This window comes from Brevibacillus sp. AF8 (assembly GCF_021270385.1).
GTDB lineage: Bacteria > Bacillota > Bacilli > Brevibacillales > Brevibacillaceae > Brevibacillus.
This window is the reverse complement of record NZ_JAGQDN010000031.1, coordinates 1-16,806: the sequence shown is the minus strand read 5'-3', so window position 1 is coordinate 16,806 and position 16,806 is coordinate 1. Positions and strand designations below refer to the sequence as shown.

Sequence of the window (16,806 nt, the reverse complement as noted above, 5' to 3'; positions counted from 1 at the left end):
TCCGGGAAGACATTACGCAAAACAAAACACCAGGAGTTTCCCCCTGGTGTCTCTCTTTATTGGAATGGTAGCCATTCTCCCGTAATGGCATCCACATCCCCGTTGCTTTTCAGTATCTCCGCCGAATAGACCAAGATCGGTTGCTCTTGAATCCTATTGTTTTCAAGCGGGAATAGATAACGGGGACTGAGTGATTTATGTTGGAGATAAACCCGCGCCGCCTCTTCTGCTGAAATCACCTTGGACGCATCTGGGAAGGTCTCCTGCTCATGCGGGAATGTTAAATTCACCCCGATAATTTCTCCTGTCTGCCCGTCGATCGTGACCTTATAATACTGATCCGGCACCATTACGCCGTTTACTTCTCGGACAAATTTCAATTCAACCTGTCTGCCCATCACATAAATTTGCTCCTGCATCCGAACAGTCTTCACCCGTGAATCCAGATACGGCTCCAAAAACAAGATCGCTCGCTCCTGCAATTCTGCGACGGCAAGTGTCGGATCACCTTCTCGCAGCTCCGGATAAGATATCTTGAACGCTGCTGCCCGATTGTTGACAGTAGTCAGCTGCATGAATCGCTCTCCTTTTTTGGCCTGGTATTCCCGTTCGTTGTCTCCCATCATATAATCGGGCACATTACTCCCGGTAAATGTGAAGCCCTCCACCTTCTGACCGAAGAACTCCATGGCGGCCGCAGCCTCTTTTGCCGATGCAACCATTGTCTTCTTGCCTCCGGGATTGACGGCAATACTGTCGCGAAACGACTCCCCGCGCCACAAGGTCGTTTTCACTTCCTTGCCAGTACGAGCGTCGAGATACCCGGAGAAGTTTTCCGTATAACGAAGAACGTAGTCCACGTCCTTCTTCCCGCCTCTCTGATACGTCAGTTGCATGACTTCTGCAAGTCCGCTCTCCGTTTTCTTCGGAGAAGGCCGCTCAGCAATTGAAGGAAACTGCCCGGTGTCCAAATTCATTCCCGTTGAATCCCCTGAATTGACATAGCGAATATGCCCGGCATCACTCATGCCGATCCCATAGTTATCTCCCTCTACCTGCACGTCATTCACGTAGCGTTGCAATCGGACGGCTTCATGCGAAACGGTATCTGCTCCCTCTTGCCCATCTACTTGTTCGATCCGATACTGTTCCAGATTTTTGCCCAGAAACGGTTCCATAAATGCCTTCGCCTGTCGCTCTATTCTCTCCTTGGAAGGCACTCCTTCGACTTTCTCTTGCCCTGGAATCTTTTCCAGGTCGAACCCGAGCAAGAGTCCGCTTTTGGCGTCCAATTTCGCTCTGGCATATAGCGACACTTCTGTTCGATCTTTGTTGCTGAACGTGCGAAAATCTATGTTGTACACCTCGCGAGGAGCTTTGGTTACGTAGACCCTCTTTTCCGCTTCCCGAAAAGGAGGATATTTCTCGTACAGCTTTTCCAACGTTCTAATCGCCGCTTGGCTTAGCTCGCTTTCTGTTATTTCTGTCGATGAGAAGGAGCGGGGTACCAGATGCGCTTGTGATTCAAACCGAGATTGCTTGAATATCTCCGGGGTTACCCCCATCATCCATACTGCTGCTGCCACCGTCGCAGCGGAAACTGTCCATGTTGCCAGCTTGAGGACGATTCTTTTCGGACGATTCGTTTTGGTGCGTGCCCGTTGCACCAGCTTTGCTTCCAGCGCTTCTACGAATTCGCTCCTTGGTTCCGCATCCTTTGACCGAGGAAGAGCCGCGAAGAATTGCTCGTCATTTGGAGTATTCATTGGCCAACCCTCCTATCCAATCGACATGCAAAACTTTTTTGAGTTCTTTTGTTGCCCGATGAAAATCTACGCGGACCTTGGCTTCGCTTGTCCCGAGGATTTCTGCCGTTTCCCGAATACTGTAGGCCTTGATGCCACGCAAAATCAGTACATTCCGATGATGCGTCTTCATTTTCTGCATCGCCTGCTCAATTTCCAGCTGTTCTTCCTTGGAAGCCAGCTCCGCTTCCGGCCTTCCCAGAAGAGAAGGCAGCCCTTTTAACAAATCCATGCCAAAAAGCGTTTGCACCCGCCTCTTCCGGTAATCATCGATGGCGACATGCTTGGCAATATGCAAAATCCATGTCTTCACACTGGAACGCTCTTCATATCTGGCCAAAGCGTCCAAGACCCGGATAAACACTTCCTGTGTCAAATCCTCCGCATGCTCACGCTTCCCCGTAAAGTAGTAGAGATATTGATAGACATCACGGTAATGCTCGCGATAGATCGCTTTAATCCGCGCTTCGTAATCGACTGTGTCCTGCACTGGATTTCCTCTCCCTGCTCCCTACTTGATAAATTGACCTGTAACCGCGTCAACCTTTCCGTTTCTTTCTTTCGGCTCATAAACAAGGACAGGTGTTCCCTGGTACCGTCCGTTAAGGGAAGGAAACACGTAGCGCAGTGTAAGCGGATTAGCTTTCAACAATGCTTGTACGGCTTGCTCGGGCCCTACGACATTTGAGGCATCATCATAGGATAATTTACCAGTAGTTATTGGTAAACTGGCGGATACAATGTCTCCCGTATGCATGTCAACTTTTACTGAATAGCCCTGTCCCTCAACCATAATCCCTTGGTGTACAGGGGAAAATAGAAACGTTTGCTTGCCTGCTTCTCTGTTATTCATTTGTGGTACCAGCTCCATTTGTGGTACTAGCTCCGTTACCTCTGCGTCTACAAACGGTTGCAGAAACACCACTGCTTTTTCCTCGGCAGCTGCCTCTGTAATCACTTTCTGCTTTGGTGGGTTTTCAACTACATGGAAGTACGCAATCTGATCATTCACTGTCCTCACTGAGAACTTTTTGTTTCCAACCACGGCATCATACTCCTTTTCCCCTTCGAGAACTGGCGCACCTTTGGTTATTTTAAACTCAATTCCTTCAGGCAATGGAATAAAAGTGGAGAGTGCGGTGGCTATCTCCTCATTTGTTTTGGCGAAGACCCGCTGGTTGCCAGGCGTTATCGGGATTGGTTTCCCGTACTTATTTTTCTTGGTCCATCCGGACTCTACCTCGGCTCCTGATCGTGCATCCAGATATCCGGAAAAATTCAGGCTGTAGACTGGGCGGAAGCCAGCGCTTATGTCTCTTGCTTTTTGCTCATAGCGAAGGTGGAGCATGTCTTCTAATTGTTTGCCGAATTCGTCTGGATTCCTAACCCCTGACGGAGCGGCGAATTTACTTGCGTCCATCTGCAATCCTGTTGTGTTTCCTGCGTTTATATAGTCTAGCTCGCCTACTCCATTGATCCCTACTACGTAAAGATCGTCTTTTACCAGAATCTGATTCACAACCCGAACGAAACGCACATTTGCCACGGCCTCTGCACCCTCACCATCAACTGTTACCTCGTCTATTTGGTATTGCTTGATGGCGTCACCGATGAAATCCTTCAGAATACTCGGCGCTTTTTCTTTTCCCATCGCTTCCGTAGGACGTGCAGTCGGTTTCTTTTTGGGAATGTCGTGTGCAGAGAAGAATAACAGCATACCGTTGTTTGCATCGATTTTGGCATCCGCATACAGGGATACTTCCGTCCGCTCCTTGTTGCTGAAGATGCGGAATTGGATGTGGAAAACATCTCGCTCCTGATTGTTACGCGAAATGGTTTTTTCCGCATTTTTTAATTCCGGGTAGTGTTTGTTCAGCCTGTCTACGGTTTTTTGGGCTGCTTTGTTCAATTGGGGTTGTGTCGATTTGACTGCCGCGGCTTGTACAGATACTTGTGGTTGCGTAATCCACAATGGGCTTGAGAAGAGCAAAGCAGCAGCTCCTACTGTGATCATCAGCTTTTTGATTGCGTATGGTTTCATTTTGAATTTCCTCCTGGCTTCCTCTTTTTTACGTTCTTAGCCCAATAGTCGGAAGCAAAAGGGAAATGTTACAAGGAAATCAAAATAAAAAAAGGCCAGTCAAGCCTTTGACAGGCCGCCTAGCCGTTGCGAGGTTTTGTGAGCGACATCCTTTACCCGTTCAATCAAATACTGGAGTCGTTCCTCCTTCAAATCATACGTAACAATTCCAATGCTTAACGCCCCGATTACCTTTTGGGTGTAATCAATCACCGGTGCTGCGACAGACGCCGTATTTTCCGTCCGCTCCGCAAAGCTGACCGCATGACCAGCTGCCCTGATCTCCTGAAGCTTCTCCATAAAAGCAGGCACCTGCTCTTCACCCACTAGCTGCACTACGGTTTGTCGTGCTTCCTCCACAGGCATGTGGGCCAGCACGACTTTATTGGCCGCACCGATATGCATCGGAATCCGCAAGCCCAACTGGTCGTAGATGCGGATATTGTGCTGACTGTCTACGCGATCAACGACAATGGATTCGAGTCCGCTAGGCTGACTGAAATAAACACTTTCGTTCACTTCTCTGGCGAGCTCCTCGATCATCGGCTTGATCACCTTCCGATAATCGATCCGATCAAGCACGCGCAAGCCGAACTCCATCCATTTTATCCCCAACGTATATTGCTTGGTCGCAGCATCCTGCTCTACCAGTCCATGGTTCATCAACGTGTACAACAGTCGATAAATGGTGCTGACCGGGAGCTGGCATTCCTTCGCTAAATCATTGATCGTCCACCATTTTCTATGTTCATCCGACGAAAGTGCCGTTGCAATCGCCATTGCTCGATCAAACGATTGAATCACGGTCATCCCCCCTTTTCTATCTATCTTCTCATATGAAACTATGTTAAACCATTTGCTCTAATTTTGTGAATCGCAAAAAAACTCCAAGGAATCACAGATTGACAGTCAGAAATCAGAATGTGTAAACTAATAATGAACATTTCGAAATATGAATAATATTCTGCAATGTGGAAAAAGGGAGGCAACTATGTTCCAAGGCAGCCAATCCATGGTCAAAAAGATGAAAACAGTCATCATCAAGCATCCCCATCAAGCATTTATCAGTCAAGAACATCTCGATCAATCGTGGAAAACCTTCAACTATACAGACCGCCCTGACTGGGACCGCGCTCTGCATGAATACGCCAAATTCGAATCGATTTTGCGCGAGCATGTGGAAAATGTCCTGCACTTGCCACAATCCGATAAAACCGGACTGGATTCCATTTACGCCCATGATCCGGTGAAATTTACTTCCAAAGGGGCAATCATCCTCAAATCTGGTAAAGAGCTCCGTCAGGGAGAAGCAGAAGTATACAAAGCTTTTTTAGACGAAAACAATATTCCGATCCTGGGACAGCTCACAGGCGATGCCTTGTCAGATGGCGGCGATCTCGTCTGGCTGGATGAAAAAACACTCGCGATTGGCCTTGGCTTCCGGACGAACAAAGCGGCTATCGCTCAAATTACGGAAATGGTCAAGGATTTCACGGACGAAATCATCGTGGTACAGCTTCCGTATGATCGCGGCCCTGCGGAATGTTTGCATCTGATGTCGATTATCAGCATGGTCGATCATGATTTGGCAGTGGTCTACTCCAAGCTGATGCCTGTATTTTTCCGTCAACTGCTCATTGATAGAGGCATTCAGCTAATCGAGGTACCCGATCATGAGTACGATAATCTCGGCAGCAATGTTCTCGCCCTTGCGCCGCGTGTGTGCATGGTCGTGGCAGGCAACCCGATTACCAGGCAACGCCTTCTCGACGCAGGAGCGACTGTGTACGAGTATGAGGGCGAGGAGATTTCTTATAAGGGAACAGGTGGACCTACTTGCCTGACAAGCCCGGTGGAACGAATATAGCTGTTAACAAGCTGAACTGTACCTCCATTGTTAGATACCATTAACGATTGGCGGTGCAGTTTTCTATGACCAAAAAGTTTCCTTAAGCAAAAACTTTGTTGCCTAGGAAAGAATCTTACCTTAAACTAAAATCATGAAGATATCGACTACGCGTACTTTTTTTTACCTTCATTTTTGCCCTAAGCCAACAGTTTGTCCTTAACGAAAAAGGAGAGTGAACATCATGCCATCTATCAGCATTCCTTTGTCTAATGCCTTGATTGGAAGCCACATCTGTCTGGATCGTATTGACGTTCAGGGTATACTGCGCAGGCGATTGCTGGATCTCGGATTCGTCCCCGGCAACATCGTGGAAGTCATGCAAAAAAGTCCGCTAGGCGATCCCATTGCCTTTCGGGTAAATAACACGATCATCGCCCTGCGCAAAGAAGAAAGCTCCCTCATATTCGGCGAGTACGTAGGAAGTGACGAAAAATGAGTTCATACACAATTGCGTTGGCAGGAAATCCGAATACCGGTAAGAGTACATTATTCAACACATTGACGGGACTGCGCCAACATACAGGAAACTGGGCAGGAAAGACAGTCGTAATGGCTGAGGGAGAATTCTCTCGGGGAAATACGACTTTTCGGATCATCGATTTGCCAGGTACGTACTCCTTGTATTCCAACTCGGCGGATGAAGAAGTGGCGAGAGATTACATTATCTTCGAGCAGCCTGACGTCACCATCGTGGTCCTGGATGCCACTTCATTGGAACGGAATCTCAATTTGGCCTTGCAGGTGTTGGAAATGACTCCGCACGTTGTCGTATGCGTCAATTTGATCGATGAAGCGAAAAGGCTTGGCATTCGTATTGATCTGGAAAAAATCTCGCAAAGATTAGGCGTTCCCTGTATCGCCATTTCCGCCAGAAATCAAATCGGGATCGAGAATTTACTCGATCAGGTGGAGAAGGTCGCAAACGGAACCATCGTGTCCAATCCTGTACAGATAACTTACAGTGAACAAATTGAAACCAAGCTGGCACAGTTGGAGCCTCTCATTGAGAAAACCTTGGGTAGCCGTTTTCCGACAAGATGGATCGCTCTGAGGCTGCTGGATGGCGATGAGAGTTTGTTGAATACCTTGCGGAAGCGAATGCAAGAGCCAGCTGAGTCTTTCGGGGAGGAGCGCTTGACCCATGGCCAAACCATTTGCCACTAATCCGTCCGATCCACTGGATGCGCTTCTTTCCGTGGCCCGCGCCTCAGCAGAAGGAAGTGAGATTCGGGACACGATTGTAAGTGACATTTACCGCACCAGTCGCAGTATTTGTAAGGAAGCTGTGACCTACGAAAACAAGCAAAAGCTGTCTAGCGCATACAAGCTTGATAAAATTGTGACGTCCAAAATATGGGGCTACCCGATCATGCTGGCGATTTTAGGCGCGGTATTTTGGATCACAATCGCAGGTGCCAACGTTCCATCTGGAATGCTTGCCGACATGTTCGGCGTTGTCGAGGGTTATCTGACTGCTGGCTTTCAAGCTGTGCACGCACCAGATTGGCTGCACGGCATTCTGGTTCTCGGATTCTTTCGCGGTACCTCATGGGTTGTCAGCGTCATGCTGCCTCCGATGGCTATCTTTTTCCCAGTCTTTGCCCTGCTCGAAAACTTCGGATATCTGCCGCGTGTTGCGTTCAACATGGATCGTCTGTTTAAAAATGCCGGCGGACACGGAAAACAAGCATTGACCATGTCGATGGGGTTTGGCTGTAACGCAGCTGCCATCCTATCAACCCGAATCATCGAATCTCCTCGGGAGCGAATGCTGGCGATTCTGACCAACAATTTCGTTCCGTGCAATGGTCGCTGGCCCACATTGATTTTATTGTCTTCGCTATTTATGGCGACCAGCGCGACAAGTGGATGGCAATCTTTGACTACTGCTCTCATTGTAATGGGTATGGTTATTTTTGGAATCGCTATCACTCTTACGGTTTCCTGGACACTATCCAAAACAGCTCTGCGCGGAGTACCGACACACTATACATTGGAGCTGCCCCCCTATCGCCGTCCGCAGATATGGAAAACGATCCTGATCGCAAGCAAGGATAAATCGTGGAGCGTGCTGAAAAGAGCTGTCATTGTGGCCGCCCCTGCCGGTATCATCACTTGGGTATTGGGTAATATCTATGTCGGTGGAGACAGTATCCTCGCCCATATGGCTGCCTTTTTTGATCCGTTTGCGCAAATCATTGGGCTCGATGGCTATATTCTCATGGCTTTCATTCTCGGTTTGCCTGCGAATGAAATCGTGCTGCCGATCCTTCTGATGGGGTACATGTCCTCCGGTGCCATGGTTGATGTGGAAGGGATCGACAATATCAAGGATGTCTTCTTGCAGCACGGGTGGACTTGGTTGACTGCACTCAACATGATGCTGTTCTCTCTGCTTCATTACCCTTGCGGCACAACCTTGTTCAATATTTACAAGGAAACGAAAAGTGTGAAATGGACAGTACTATCCGCACTCATTCCGCTCGCCATTGCTATCGGAGTAACGTTCTTGACTGCCCAGGTGGCAAGGGCACTCGGTTGGGTGTAAAAAACAGCAAAAAGCCTTTGCACAAAACCAGACCTCCTGGTTCGTGCAAAGGCTTTTTCGTGACTTTCCCAGTGGAATCGTACTTTATTTTGTAATAGGTATCACGCCATCCAATCTGACTCTCTCAAACTCTAGCCCGCCCATCTCTACCGTATACGTATCCTGTTTCGGTACCCTGAAAACAATGGAAACAGTTTCCAAATTCTCTGCCACAATCATATCCTTGTAAGCCTGACCCTCTACACGTAAGTTAATTTCTTCTGGTCCCTTGTTTGGAACGACAATGGACAGCTTGCCTTTGTCGTAATTTACCTTTTCAATGTCCAGCTGTTTCTTTTTTCCAAACGGAATCGTTTGCGGATATTTGGCATTCATATCAAGCACGAAGTTATCCTTTAGGGATCGCTTCATCGTCACTTCATCAAATCGCAGCTCCAATTTTTCCGGGAGAGCCCCATAGAACAGCGACGGAATAAATTGCGCCCTATAGGTATCTGTCCCCTGCACATGCTCCACGTTTTTATTCACCTTGTCGTCTATCGCCTGATACTCTTTCCCGCTTCTATCCACCAATTTCATATTTTCTAATCGATGTAGAACAAACCCATCCTCAAACTTAGCCTCAAGCTCTATCTCTGTCACAGTAGGCGAAGCTATCATTCGGTTCACTTGTAAGCTCGTCACCAAACCATCTGTTTTAAGCACCGCATTTACATCTGAATCCGGTTGGATTACTTTTTCGGCTGCAGTGACAGACTGTGGCAGGGGCAGCAACAGCTCAGCGACCACTACATCATCTCCTGATTTTCGCATATCAACGATTTGCACTGGCAGGACAGGCTTGCTCTGACCCATCAGCGCCTGCATTTCTTTTTCGTCAATTCGATAATCCGACTTGATTATGAGATAATGCACACCATCGATCATTTGAAAATCCCTTGATCCATGACCTCTTTCTGACAGCTTCCCCAACTCTACACGAAGACTCCCATAAAGCATATCGCTTCTTGTCGATTCGTCCGGAATTCGCGCGATCTCCTCCATTTTTTCACCGGAGATTAACAGCGTAAACGTAATCCGTCTATGATCGACCATAGCATCCCTGATTTGATAAACAAAACCGTCCTTTTCCAATTTCACCTCAGACAAAATCGGATAGCCATTTTTCAAAGCATGCATGAAACCTTCATCGGGTGTGATCCATTCAAAAGCTTCCTGACCTTCCTCTGCCCCCGTCAGTCCCCACAAGCTTCTATCAAAGGGCTGTGCAATCTGGAAGAACAACGTCGCAGCAACTGCCACTCCTGCTGCCCAGGAGGTTACCTGCCAACGACGGCGACGCTTCTCACGCTGAATTTTTGTGAGTACTTCCTGCTCGAATTTTTCCAAATGAAACGGATATTTTTCACGAACGGATTGCTTTGCTGATTGACTCCATTCCCTCCACATGCGATCGTCGCTCATCCTTTTACCTCCTTCGACATGGTTTCCTTCAATTGCTTCCTGGCTCGATGCAACCGTGTACGGACGACCTCCTGCGAAACCGAGAGAATATCCGCCACTTCCGCAATCGACAGGTCTTCGTAATAATGCAGGAGGATAACCTGTCTGTATTTCGGTGCGAGGGATTGAATGTATGTGACGATCTCTTCCCGCTTCACCCGGTTCAAAATCTCTTCCTCTACCTGATTGTTTGCCTGCCGATCCATCAGGTCGCCCAAATGATCATCCATCGTCGGAAAAATGTTGCGGAACGACCACGACCGAAAATGCTTTTTGCTCTCATTCATCGCGATCTTGTAGAGCCAATGCTTGATCTCTCCGTCCCCGCGAAACTGATCGAGATGTCGATATGCTTGGATAAACACGTTTTGGGTAATATCGTCCGCCAAGGCATGATTCTTTACGGTGAGACTCACCAGATGAAAAATCTTCTCCCCGTATTGCTGCATCAGCCATTTCAGTCTGGCTTCCCGTGTAACCTCCAGACTCGCTGGCATTGTTTCTGCTTCGTTCAACCCGTTCACCTCATCCGTTAAATGCTTGCTATTAGGTATGATCCATCTCACAGCAAAAAGGTGACAGAAAATACAAAAAGAAACCGCTGTGGCTTCCACAACGGCTACTTCGCTATCGCTCTACAAAAAATGCTGCATCCAAATATTCGGCTCGATATATACCACTTCGTCCTTTTCCACGTCGACCTGCACCGGAACTAATGCGTCAGGAATGATGTACGATCCAGACTCGGGAAATTTCATCCCAGTCCAGCTTTCCCAATCCGTCAGACTTCCTCTGATCAGCATGGATTCCGGCGCTACCTGCATGATCGTCGCTCCCAGTTTCCAATGCGTGCGCACCCACGGATCAAACGGAGCGTCATCGGTTGTTTTCCACTGAACATACTTGTCCATGGGCGTGAGCGGGTACTTGTGCTTGAGCGATGGACGTACAGGTGCCACCAAGTGCACCAAGCTATTTTCCTTGGCGATATCCTTCATCGCCGTAACCATCTGCTTGCTCAGACCGAGTCCGCGATAGCGGGGATCGATGGAGATGGAGAGGGCCGATAACGCGTTAGGCTGTATTTCTTGGCGGTAGTCTTCAATCCCTTGCAGAAAGACATCATCCCAGCCTTTTGGCAGCCCTTCCGCAGTGCCATCCCAATAAAATGGAATCGCATTTCCTACAGCCATCACTTTGTCAGCCTCGTCTGTCAGCATAAATTGATAAGGAGAGAACCAGTCATACAGATGACTGTAATATTCATTAGCCACTTCGTCATTCAGCATGAAGGCAGACCAGCTTGCTTCAATTAGTGCATCAGCTTGATCGTTTAGATCTGATCTTTGCGCGAAAGTGTAGATGTTGTATGACATGCTTGGAATCCTCCTACAAACGCAGATGTCTAGCTTCCCATCTATTCCCTATTCGATTTTCTTCGACATTTTCCTCTTGGGATGTGTCACACAATCACCCCCTCTCTCGTTATATGGTCAAACCAAGCGAGGAGCTGATTGGTATGAAAGAGCAAACATGTGTGATTGTCGGAGGCGGGTACGCAGGTATCCACGCACTAAAAGCCGTTCGGGATACATGCAAAGGACACCCGATCCGCTTCATCTTAATCGATAAAGAACCTCATCACCTTCGAAAAGTCCTGTTGTTCAAACCAGCTGCTGCCAAAACGGATATTTCCATTCCGCTAAAAAACCTGTTTCCAGAGGGCGTCGAATTTGTGCAAGGTGCAGTCACGTCGATAAAAGGGAAGGAGAAAACCCTCTTATTCCGGAACAAAAACAGCCAAGAACAGGCGTTACCCTACGACATGCTCATCTTGGCAGTAGGAAGCGTCATTCGCCAACCGGAGCCAGAACAAGGCGGCATCGCTTTGACGGGCGTAGAGGCGGCCGAGGCAGCTCGGGATAAGTGGCTTGCCAATATGCGTCAAGCTGTCCAAGTGAAGCAGCCATCCGAACGTGAGCGATTGTTGACGCTCGCCGTTGCGGGAGCTGGCATCAGCGGGATGGAGACCGCTGCGGAGCTGGCTTTTGCCATGCGCGAGGAAGCGAAGAACTTGGGCATTCATCCTGATGAAGTCAAGGTCTATCTCGTCAACGCACAAAGTCGTTTGTTTACGGAAGGTCCTGCCAAAATGGGGCGTAAGCTGGAGAGTGCACTCACGGATGGCGGCGTTACCATTCTGCATGGTCAAAAGGCCCTTCATGAGCGGGACGGGGTGCTGACGCTAGACAGTGGTCACACGCTTGCTGTCGGGCTGTGCGTCTGGTCGCTCGGACTCCAGCCTAATCCAGCTTTGCGCAGCATGGGCCTGCCACTGACCACGCACGGACAGGTGGTCGTCGATGAATCCTATCGTGTAGCGGGAACGCCTGGGGTGTACAGTATTGGCGATTGTGCACGCATCGTAGATCCAACCAGCGGGCAAGCAGACACGATGACATGTAAGGAAGCCTCCGGTCAGGCAATACGTTTGGGCAAAATTGTGCTGGCCGACTTGGATGGAACCCCTGCCCCCACACACAAAAGCTACATGGACATGTACTGCGTCGGACTCGGCCCTGAACGCGGAATGGTTTGGACGAGAAAATGGGGACTGGATATCATTTTGACAGGGAAATTGGCGTGGAAGCTTCGCCAGTTCACCTGGAATATTGCCAGCATGATAAAATAGGAAAAAAGAGGGAAGTACGAAGACACAAGAGGAAGTGACACAGACCATGGAGGCTCTGTACAAACAATATAAGGGGCTCATGTTCCGCCTCGCCTATCAGATGCTTGGCTCGGCCACAGATGCGGAGGATATCGTGCAGGACGTATTCGTGAAGGCCCATGATGTCTCGCTGGAACAGATGCTTGAACCGAAGGCTTACCTGTGCAAAATGACCACAAACCGCTGCCTCGATTTGTTAAAATCAGCCCGCAAAAAACGGGAGCTGTATACTGGGCCATGGCTGCCAGAGCCTATCTCTACCCCTGATGCAGACAGCTATGATTCTGTCATTACCAAAGACTTGCTATCTTACGCCATGCTCGTCCTGTTAGAGCGACTGTCTCCCCCGGAACGAGCAGTGTTCGTCTTGCGAGAAGCCTTTGACTTCCAATACGACGAGATTGCTGAGCTGATTGGAAAAACTGAAGCGAATTGCCGCAAGATCGTGAGTCGGGCTAAAAAGAAAATGGGGATTGACCCAGAGGAATCTCATCTCACCGCAGACAAAGAGCTCGGCGAAGAATGGATCAGCCGTTTTCTGTCTGCGCTGGAGCACGGAAATGTCGAGAGATTGCTCACTCTGCTTGCCACAGATGCGGTATTGCTCTCCGACGGCGGCGGCAAGGTCACCGCAGCCCTGCATCCGATCTTATCTGGCAAACGCGTGGCATCCTTCTTACTCGGCTTGATGCGGGGCTTATCGAAGCGTCCAGATTTCGCTGTAGAGTTCGCACCTTTAAACGATCAGACCGGATTTGTAATCAGACTGGACGGCAGAATCGACACCGTGGTGTTTTTGCATATTGAACACGGAGTTATTCGTAACCTCTACTTTGTCAGAAATCCTGATAAGTTACGATTCATAGAGCCGTAGTCGGCTCTTAGCGTAGAACACAAAACCCTCTTTCCTATTTTCGTGAAAGAGGGTTTGATTTCGCGTCATGAACGTTCCAAAAAAGTGTGGTCAAAATAAGTTTTGAAATTCGGGTACAAAAAGACTAGTGACTCTTTCAGCTTGCTCCGATCCGTATTTTCTTCATCCATTTCAAACAAAATTTCATGGTCAATTTCATAGATTCCACACTTCTCTTCATCCAGACTTTCTTGCAAATCGATACATCGTATTTTTCCGTACTCTGTATCCCATGAAAAAGGAAGGTAGCCTAACTTGCAAAGCAATGGATTGTACATATCCTGAATACGATCGAATGGTTCATCAATCCCTTGTTCAGGAATGACGTCGAAAAAATGATGATAAGTAGAAATGAAGGCTTTATACCACTCCGGAAATGTCAACCCAAATTCTCCTTCGAGTGCAGCCACATCCTCCTGACTTACGCTAGAAGGAACCAGCTTCCATCTGGACCATTCTTCATCGACATCAGCTACCTTCATGACATCAGGGACGTCTGGCCGCATCCATCTGCAAAAACCTTCTTCTGTCACTTGGTTATATCGAGCGTAGTAAGCTTCAAAACCATTCTTGATATACTCTCTTATTTCCATATGGTAAGCCTCCTTTTTCCTAATAGGAAGTCAGTTCTTCCATAATCGCTTCGTTTCCACGAGTACTTCATCCTGAAACTCCATCTTGTAAATATCAGGCTTGGACGTCGTCCATAAAAAATCCAAGTCGTACTGACTGTCAAAGTATCCCATCATTAATGTCATAACAGCACCATGTGTTCCGATTACAACTTTCTGCTCTCTGTATTGCTCTAAAATGTTTCGGAACGTTCTTACCACACGATTCCGGCAAATTGTGATGGACTCTCCTCCAGGTAAAGAAAAGTCTGGCTCAGTAAACATCTTCTTTACTAATGGATACAACTCGTTATCGGCCATGGTCTGATTGTTTCCGATAAAAACGAGTTCTCTCAGCTCTTCAAAAACCACGATCTCTTTCCCTACGGATTGGGCTAATTCTTCTATGGTTGCCATTGCTCTTTTATACGGACTTGAAATGAACGTATCTATCGCCTCATCTTTCAACAATTGCGTAATGATACGGGCATCTGACTTTCCTTTCTCAGTCAGTCCTCGTGTTCTTTCGTCCCCTTCGTTTTTTGGTGATTCTCCGTGCCTGACCATGTAAATAAAGGTTTTCATACATACCCTCCGTGGAAATTTTTTATTTTCCGCCCATCATCCTTCCTGCAAATATATTACAACAAAAACCCCTTTCCGTTTTGACCAGAAAGGGGGCACTCTTAGATTTTGAACCGATGCACGATCTCTTCCATCGTCTCCGTCAAGCCGACATTTCGCTCGGAAATAGCCGCGACCTGTTGGTTGTTATCCGCAATAATGCGGGATTGCTCAGTGATCGCCTCTGCCAACAGGTTGATTTTTTCCATCGATTCCTTCGAGTCAGTGATCGCAATTTCCGTTTATTGGTTCCAAAAGTGAAATAGCAGGATTACAGCAAAGCGTTACAAGCAGCGTTGCAACTGCTGCAGGTTCCCGAAGGATATCAATTAAAGAGCGCTCAGGAGCACAAGCAGAATCAGGATCTAGTTTGGGTATTCCGGTACAAAAAAATTTTCAGGGACAACAACGGGCTTGGCGGTGAACATTTTTCCTTGTTGTTGAGAAAGACACACCGGGTTTGTTCGAAAAATTGGAGAACTTGTGGATTGACAATCATGACGAAACAATCGATGTGACTAAAGGGGATAAGCATGAATCGGTGACCATCTCGGATATGAAATACAAATGCTACCTTCCGGAAGAGAATAATTACGCGTTGGTGTAGAAAAAGACAATCCCTTCTGAGATGAAGCCTTTCTTTTATTGTTAACGGATGTGTAGTCGTGCGCAGTCTTTTTCCCTGTGCTGTTTCTTACTGTGATCTTCTCATCATGTTTGTCGAGCTTATCAAACAATTCGGGCTCCACTATATTTAGAATTTCCCGGGACCTCTTTCTGGTCTCCTCCTTGCATGGATAATGTTCATGGGTACTTGAAAAAAACTCGCTTCCTTAGGGCAAGCGAGTCGCATTCGTATGGGTTAACCACTCAACACTCTACTATAAATCCTTTGAATCTGCATCGTGATGTAGACCAATTCCATCTCGGGGAACTCAAAATCATATTCTTTTTGCGCAAATTCACCTACTTTTTGTGCGCATAAATAAGATTCCTCGTACTGTTCTTTTATGATCTGGGACATTTCCGGTTCTATATCATGAAACGATTCGCCAAACTCCGCCCGTTGTACTGCAAAGCGCAAATGTGTGACTAATCGCTCATAGGAAACCGTTTTCTCCTCAATCTTGATTTTCAAACTGCTTTCGATCAGATCGATCATATCCCGTATCATAGTGGTCATATCCATTGTTTTTGCCATATCTCCCGCGTTTATCCTGGCAGTGTGGATATGCAATGCAATATAACCGACCTCATCTTCGGGAATTTCTATCCCTAGCTTTTCTTTTATCAATGCTTTCGCCCAGCAACCGATCTGAAATTCTTTTGCATACAAAATTTTGATTTCGTTCAGCAAGGTATTTTTAATGACCATTCCCTTCATTAATCTTTCTAGGGCGAAGGACAAGTGGTCGGTCAAAGCGATATGAATATGGTCATGCAAGGTTATCCCTAGTTCTTTTTCCGTATGGGAGATAATTTCCTCAGCCACTTGGATATGTTCTTCAGGAAGTGTTATTAATATCTCTTCGAACTTTCCGTACTCTTGCCATTCATTCATGACAAATACTTTTTCTATCTTTGAAATGTCTACCAGATCATTCTTTTTTTTCTGGAAAGCGATCCCTAAGCCCATAACGATCTTTTCTTCTCCCTGATCCTGGACAACGACCGCGTTGTTATTTAAGATTTTTTTAATTTTCATGGTATCCCTCCTGTCTATCCTCCCGTCACCTTCCCCATTTACTAGGTGAACCATGATGAGAAAAATTACATCTGCGAGGAGCTCCATTACCTTTCATTTTACCGTAACCATCACCCATATAACGCATCCAATTTGGACCAGGAAAACCTTCTCCCGGGTCATCAGAATGATTTATTCCTCTTCGGTAAATCTAAGTATCCATGTCGAGGTGAAAGCGGTAGTAACCGCAATAGCTAGACCAATAAGATAATGGACTGCGTTTGATATTCCTAATGGAGTCACGAGCGCAAGCATGGGGATTCCGGTTAAGCCATATGCGTTGGCAACCACGTGAGCACCTACGACATATGCCCCGCCCACCCCCCTCCAATGGCCGC

17 protein-coding genes and 1 pseudogene are annotated in these 16,806 nt (G+C 47.4%); 6 read left to right on the top strand and 12 right to left on the bottom strand.

The genetic code is table 11. The features are described from left to right. Positions 1 to 56: 56 nt before the first annotated feature. The 4 genes from KB186_RS26520 to KB186_RS26505 all read right to left on the bottom strand — a co-directional run bounded on the left by KB186_RS26520 (position 57) and on the right by KB186_RS26505 (position 4,689). On the bottom strand, positions 57 to 1,766 hold the full coding sequence (locus KB186_RS26520; RefSeq protein WP_173611166.1) for a hypothetical protein: 1,710 nt from the start codon (positions 1,764 to 1,766) through the stop codon (positions 57 to 59). Then, complete coding sequence (locus tag KB186_RS26515) at positions 1,750 to 2,295, bottom strand: RNA polymerase sigma factor (protein ID WP_069851796.1); 546 nt, start codon at positions 2,293 to 2,295, stop codon at positions 1,750 to 1,752. Before KB186_RS26515 ends, KB186_RS26520 begins: the two co-directional genes overlap by 17 nt. A 21-nt stretch (positions 2,296 to 2,316) precedes the next feature. Then, the gene (locus tag KB186_RS26510) at positions 2,317 to 3,846 is read right to left on the bottom strand and encodes a hypothetical protein (protein WP_232774702.1); all 1,530 of its coding nucleotides are present in this window, start codon (positions 3,844 to 3,846) and stop codon (positions 2,317 to 2,319) included. 99 nt (positions 3,847 to 3,945) lie between these two features. Next, positions 3,946 to 4,689 (bottom strand): IclR family transcriptional regulator, encoded by a 744-nt coding sequence (locus KB186_RS26505; RefSeq protein WP_370646717.1) that lies wholly within the window; start codon positions 4,687 to 4,689, stop codon positions 3,946 to 3,948. Positions 4,690 to 4,876: 187 nt separating this feature from the next. On the opposite strand from KB186_RS26505, the gene KB186_RS26500 reads away from it, so the two are divergent. The 4 genes from KB186_RS26500 to KB186_RS26485 all read left to right on the top strand — a co-directional run bounded on the left by KB186_RS26500 (position 4,877) and on the right by KB186_RS26485 (position 8,342). After that, a complete protein-coding gene (locus KB186_RS26500) occupies positions 4,877 to 5,752 on the top strand; it encodes a dimethylarginine dimethylaminohydrolase family protein (protein WP_232774699.1) in 876 nt (291 codons plus the stop codon). 223 nt (positions 5,753 to 5,975) lie between these two features. After that, complete coding sequence (locus KB186_RS26495) at positions 5,976 to 6,230, top strand: FeoA family protein (RefSeq protein ID WP_173611162.1); 255 nt, start codon at positions 5,976 to 5,978, stop codon at positions 6,228 to 6,230. Beyond that, positions 6,227 to 6,958, top strand: a complete 732-nt coding sequence (locus tag KB186_RS26490) for a FeoB small GTPase domain-containing protein (protein WP_232774698.1) — start codon at positions 6,227 to 6,229, stop codon at positions 6,956 to 6,958. The genes KB186_RS26495 and KB186_RS26490 overlap by 4 nt, the downstream gene beginning before the upstream one ends. Next, on the top strand, positions 6,936 to 8,342 hold the full coding sequence (locus KB186_RS26485) for a ferrous iron transporter B (RefSeq protein ID WP_173611160.1): 1,407 nt from the start codon (positions 6,936 to 6,938) through the stop codon (positions 8,340 to 8,342). The genes KB186_RS26490 and KB186_RS26485 overlap by 23 nt, the downstream gene beginning before the upstream one ends. Before the next feature lie 84 nt (positions 8,343 to 8,426). Here KB186_RS26485 and KB186_RS26480 read toward each other — a convergent pair whose 3' ends face one another. The 3 genes from KB186_RS26480 to KB186_RS26470 all read right to left on the bottom strand — a co-directional run bounded on the left by KB186_RS26480 (position 8,427) and on the right by KB186_RS26470 (position 11,221). Continuing rightward, positions 8,427 to 9,806 (bottom strand): hypothetical protein, encoded by a 1,380-nt coding sequence (locus KB186_RS26480; RefSeq protein ID WP_173611159.1) that lies wholly within the window; start codon positions 9,804 to 9,806, stop codon positions 8,427 to 8,429. Beyond that, complete coding sequence (locus KB186_RS26475) at positions 9,803 to 10,369, bottom strand: sigma-70 family RNA polymerase sigma factor (RefSeq protein ID WP_370646716.1); 567 nt, start codon at positions 10,367 to 10,369, stop codon at positions 9,803 to 9,805. Before KB186_RS26475 ends, KB186_RS26480 begins: the two co-directional genes overlap by 4 nt. A 111-nt stretch (positions 10,370 to 10,480) precedes the next feature. Then, a complete protein-coding gene (locus KB186_RS26470; protein ID WP_173611157.1) occupies positions 10,481 to 11,221 on the bottom strand; it encodes a GNAT family N-acetyltransferase in 741 nt (246 codons plus the stop codon). A gap of 143 nt (positions 11,222 to 11,364) precedes the next feature. Here KB186_RS26470 and KB186_RS26465 point away from each other — a divergent pair, with 143 nt between their 5' ends. Together KB186_RS26465 and KB186_RS26460 are read left to right on the top strand one after the other, a co-directional pair. Continuing rightward, on the top strand, positions 11,365 to 12,537 hold the full coding sequence (locus KB186_RS26465) for an NAD(P)/FAD-dependent oxidoreductase (protein ID WP_173611156.1): 1,173 nt from the start codon (positions 11,365 to 11,367) through the stop codon (positions 12,535 to 12,537). A gap of 46 nt (positions 12,538 to 12,583) precedes the next feature. After that, positions 12,584 to 13,450 carry an RNA polymerase sigma-70 factor gene (locus tag KB186_RS26460; protein ID WP_173611214.1) on the top strand — a complete coding sequence of 289 codons (867 nt, stop codon included), beginning with the start codon at positions 12,584 to 12,586 and terminating at the stop codon, positions 13,448 to 13,450. 65 nt (positions 13,451 to 13,515) lie between these two features. Here the strand turns inward: KB186_RS26460 and KB186_RS26455 are convergent, their stop codons facing one another. The 5 genes and pseudogenes from KB186_RS26455 to KB186_RS26435 form a co-directional block, all read right to left on the bottom strand. After that, complete coding sequence (locus KB186_RS26455; protein ID WP_173611155.1) at positions 13,516 to 14,082, bottom strand: SMI1/KNR4 family protein; 567 nt, start codon at positions 14,080 to 14,082, stop codon at positions 13,516 to 13,518. Between the two features lie 30 nt (positions 14,083 to 14,112). Then, complete coding sequence (locus tag KB186_RS26450; protein ID WP_173611154.1) at positions 14,113 to 14,685, bottom strand: histidine phosphatase family protein; 573 nt, start codon at positions 14,683 to 14,685, stop codon at positions 14,113 to 14,115. 101 nt (positions 14,686 to 14,786) lie between these two features. Next, positions 14,787 to 14,933 carry a hypothetical protein gene (locus KB186_RS26445; protein ID WP_173611009.1) on the bottom strand — a complete coding sequence of 49 codons (147 nt, stop codon included), beginning with the start codon at positions 14,931 to 14,933 and terminating at the stop codon, positions 14,787 to 14,789. A gap of 653 nt (positions 14,934 to 15,586) precedes the next feature. Beyond that, entirely contained in the window at positions 15,587 to 16,429 is an 843-nt protein-coding gene (locus KB186_RS26440; RefSeq protein WP_173611153.1) for a PRD domain-containing protein, read from the bottom strand. A gap of 171 nt (positions 16,430 to 16,600) precedes the next feature. Continuing rightward, a pseudogene (locus KB186_RS26435) lies at positions 16,601 to 16,806 on the bottom strand (PTS sucrose transporter subunit IIBC); the annotation flags it as partial.

Excerpts from the sequence above, each read along its gene's own strand:
- KB186_RS26520 (WP_173611166.1), bottom strand. The coding sequence starts at position 1,766 with ATGAATACTCCAAATGACGAGCAATTCTTCGCGGCTCTTCCTCGGTCA.
- KB186_RS26455 (WP_173611155.1), bottom strand. The coding sequence starts at position 14,082 with ATGGAAATAAGAGAGTATATCAAGAATGGTTTTGAAGCTTACTACGCT.
- KB186_RS26440 (WP_173611153.1), bottom strand. The coding sequence starts at position 16,429 with ATGAAAATTAAAAAAATCTTAAATAACAACGCGGTCGTTGTCCAGGAT.
- KB186_RS26500 (WP_232774699.1), top strand. The coding sequence starts at position 4,877 with ATGTTCCAAGGCAGCCAATCCATGGTCAAAAAGATGAAAACAGTCATC.
- KB186_RS26510 (WP_232774702.1), bottom strand. The coding sequence starts at position 3,846 with ATGAAACCATACGCAATCAAAAAGCTGATGATCACAGTAGGAGCTGCT.
- KB186_RS26465 (WP_173611156.1), top strand. The coding sequence starts at position 11,365 with ATGAAAGAGCAAACATGTGTGATTGTCGGAGGCGGGTACGCAGGTATC.
- KB186_RS26450 (WP_173611154.1), bottom strand. The coding sequence starts at position 14,685 with ATGAAAACCTTTATTTACATGGTCAGGCACGGAGAATCACCAAAAAAC.
- KB186_RS26445 (WP_173611009.1), bottom strand. The coding sequence starts at position 14,933 with ATGGAAAAAATCAACCTGTTGGCAGAGGCGATCACTGAGCAATCCCGC.
- KB186_RS26495 (WP_173611162.1), top strand. The coding sequence starts at position 5,976 with ATGCCATCTATCAGCATTCCTTTGTCTAATGCCTTGATTGGAAGCCAC.
- KB186_RS26460 (WP_173611214.1), top strand. The coding sequence starts at position 12,584 with ATGGAGGCTCTGTACAAACAATATAAGGGGCTCATGTTCCGCCTCGCC.
- KB186_RS26470 (WP_173611157.1), bottom strand. The coding sequence starts at position 11,221 with ATGTCATACAACATCTACACTTTCGCGCAAAGATCAGATCTAAACGAT.
- KB186_RS26480 (WP_173611159.1), bottom strand. The coding sequence starts at position 9,806 with ATGAGCGACGATCGCATGTGGAGGGAATGGAGTCAATCAGCAAAGCAA.
- KB186_RS26485 (WP_173611160.1), top strand. The coding sequence starts at position 6,936 with ATGGCCAAACCATTTGCCACTAATCCGTCCGATCCACTGGATGCGCTT.
- KB186_RS26490 (WP_232774698.1), top strand. The coding sequence starts at position 6,227 with ATGAGTTCATACACAATTGCGTTGGCAGGAAATCCGAATACCGGTAAG.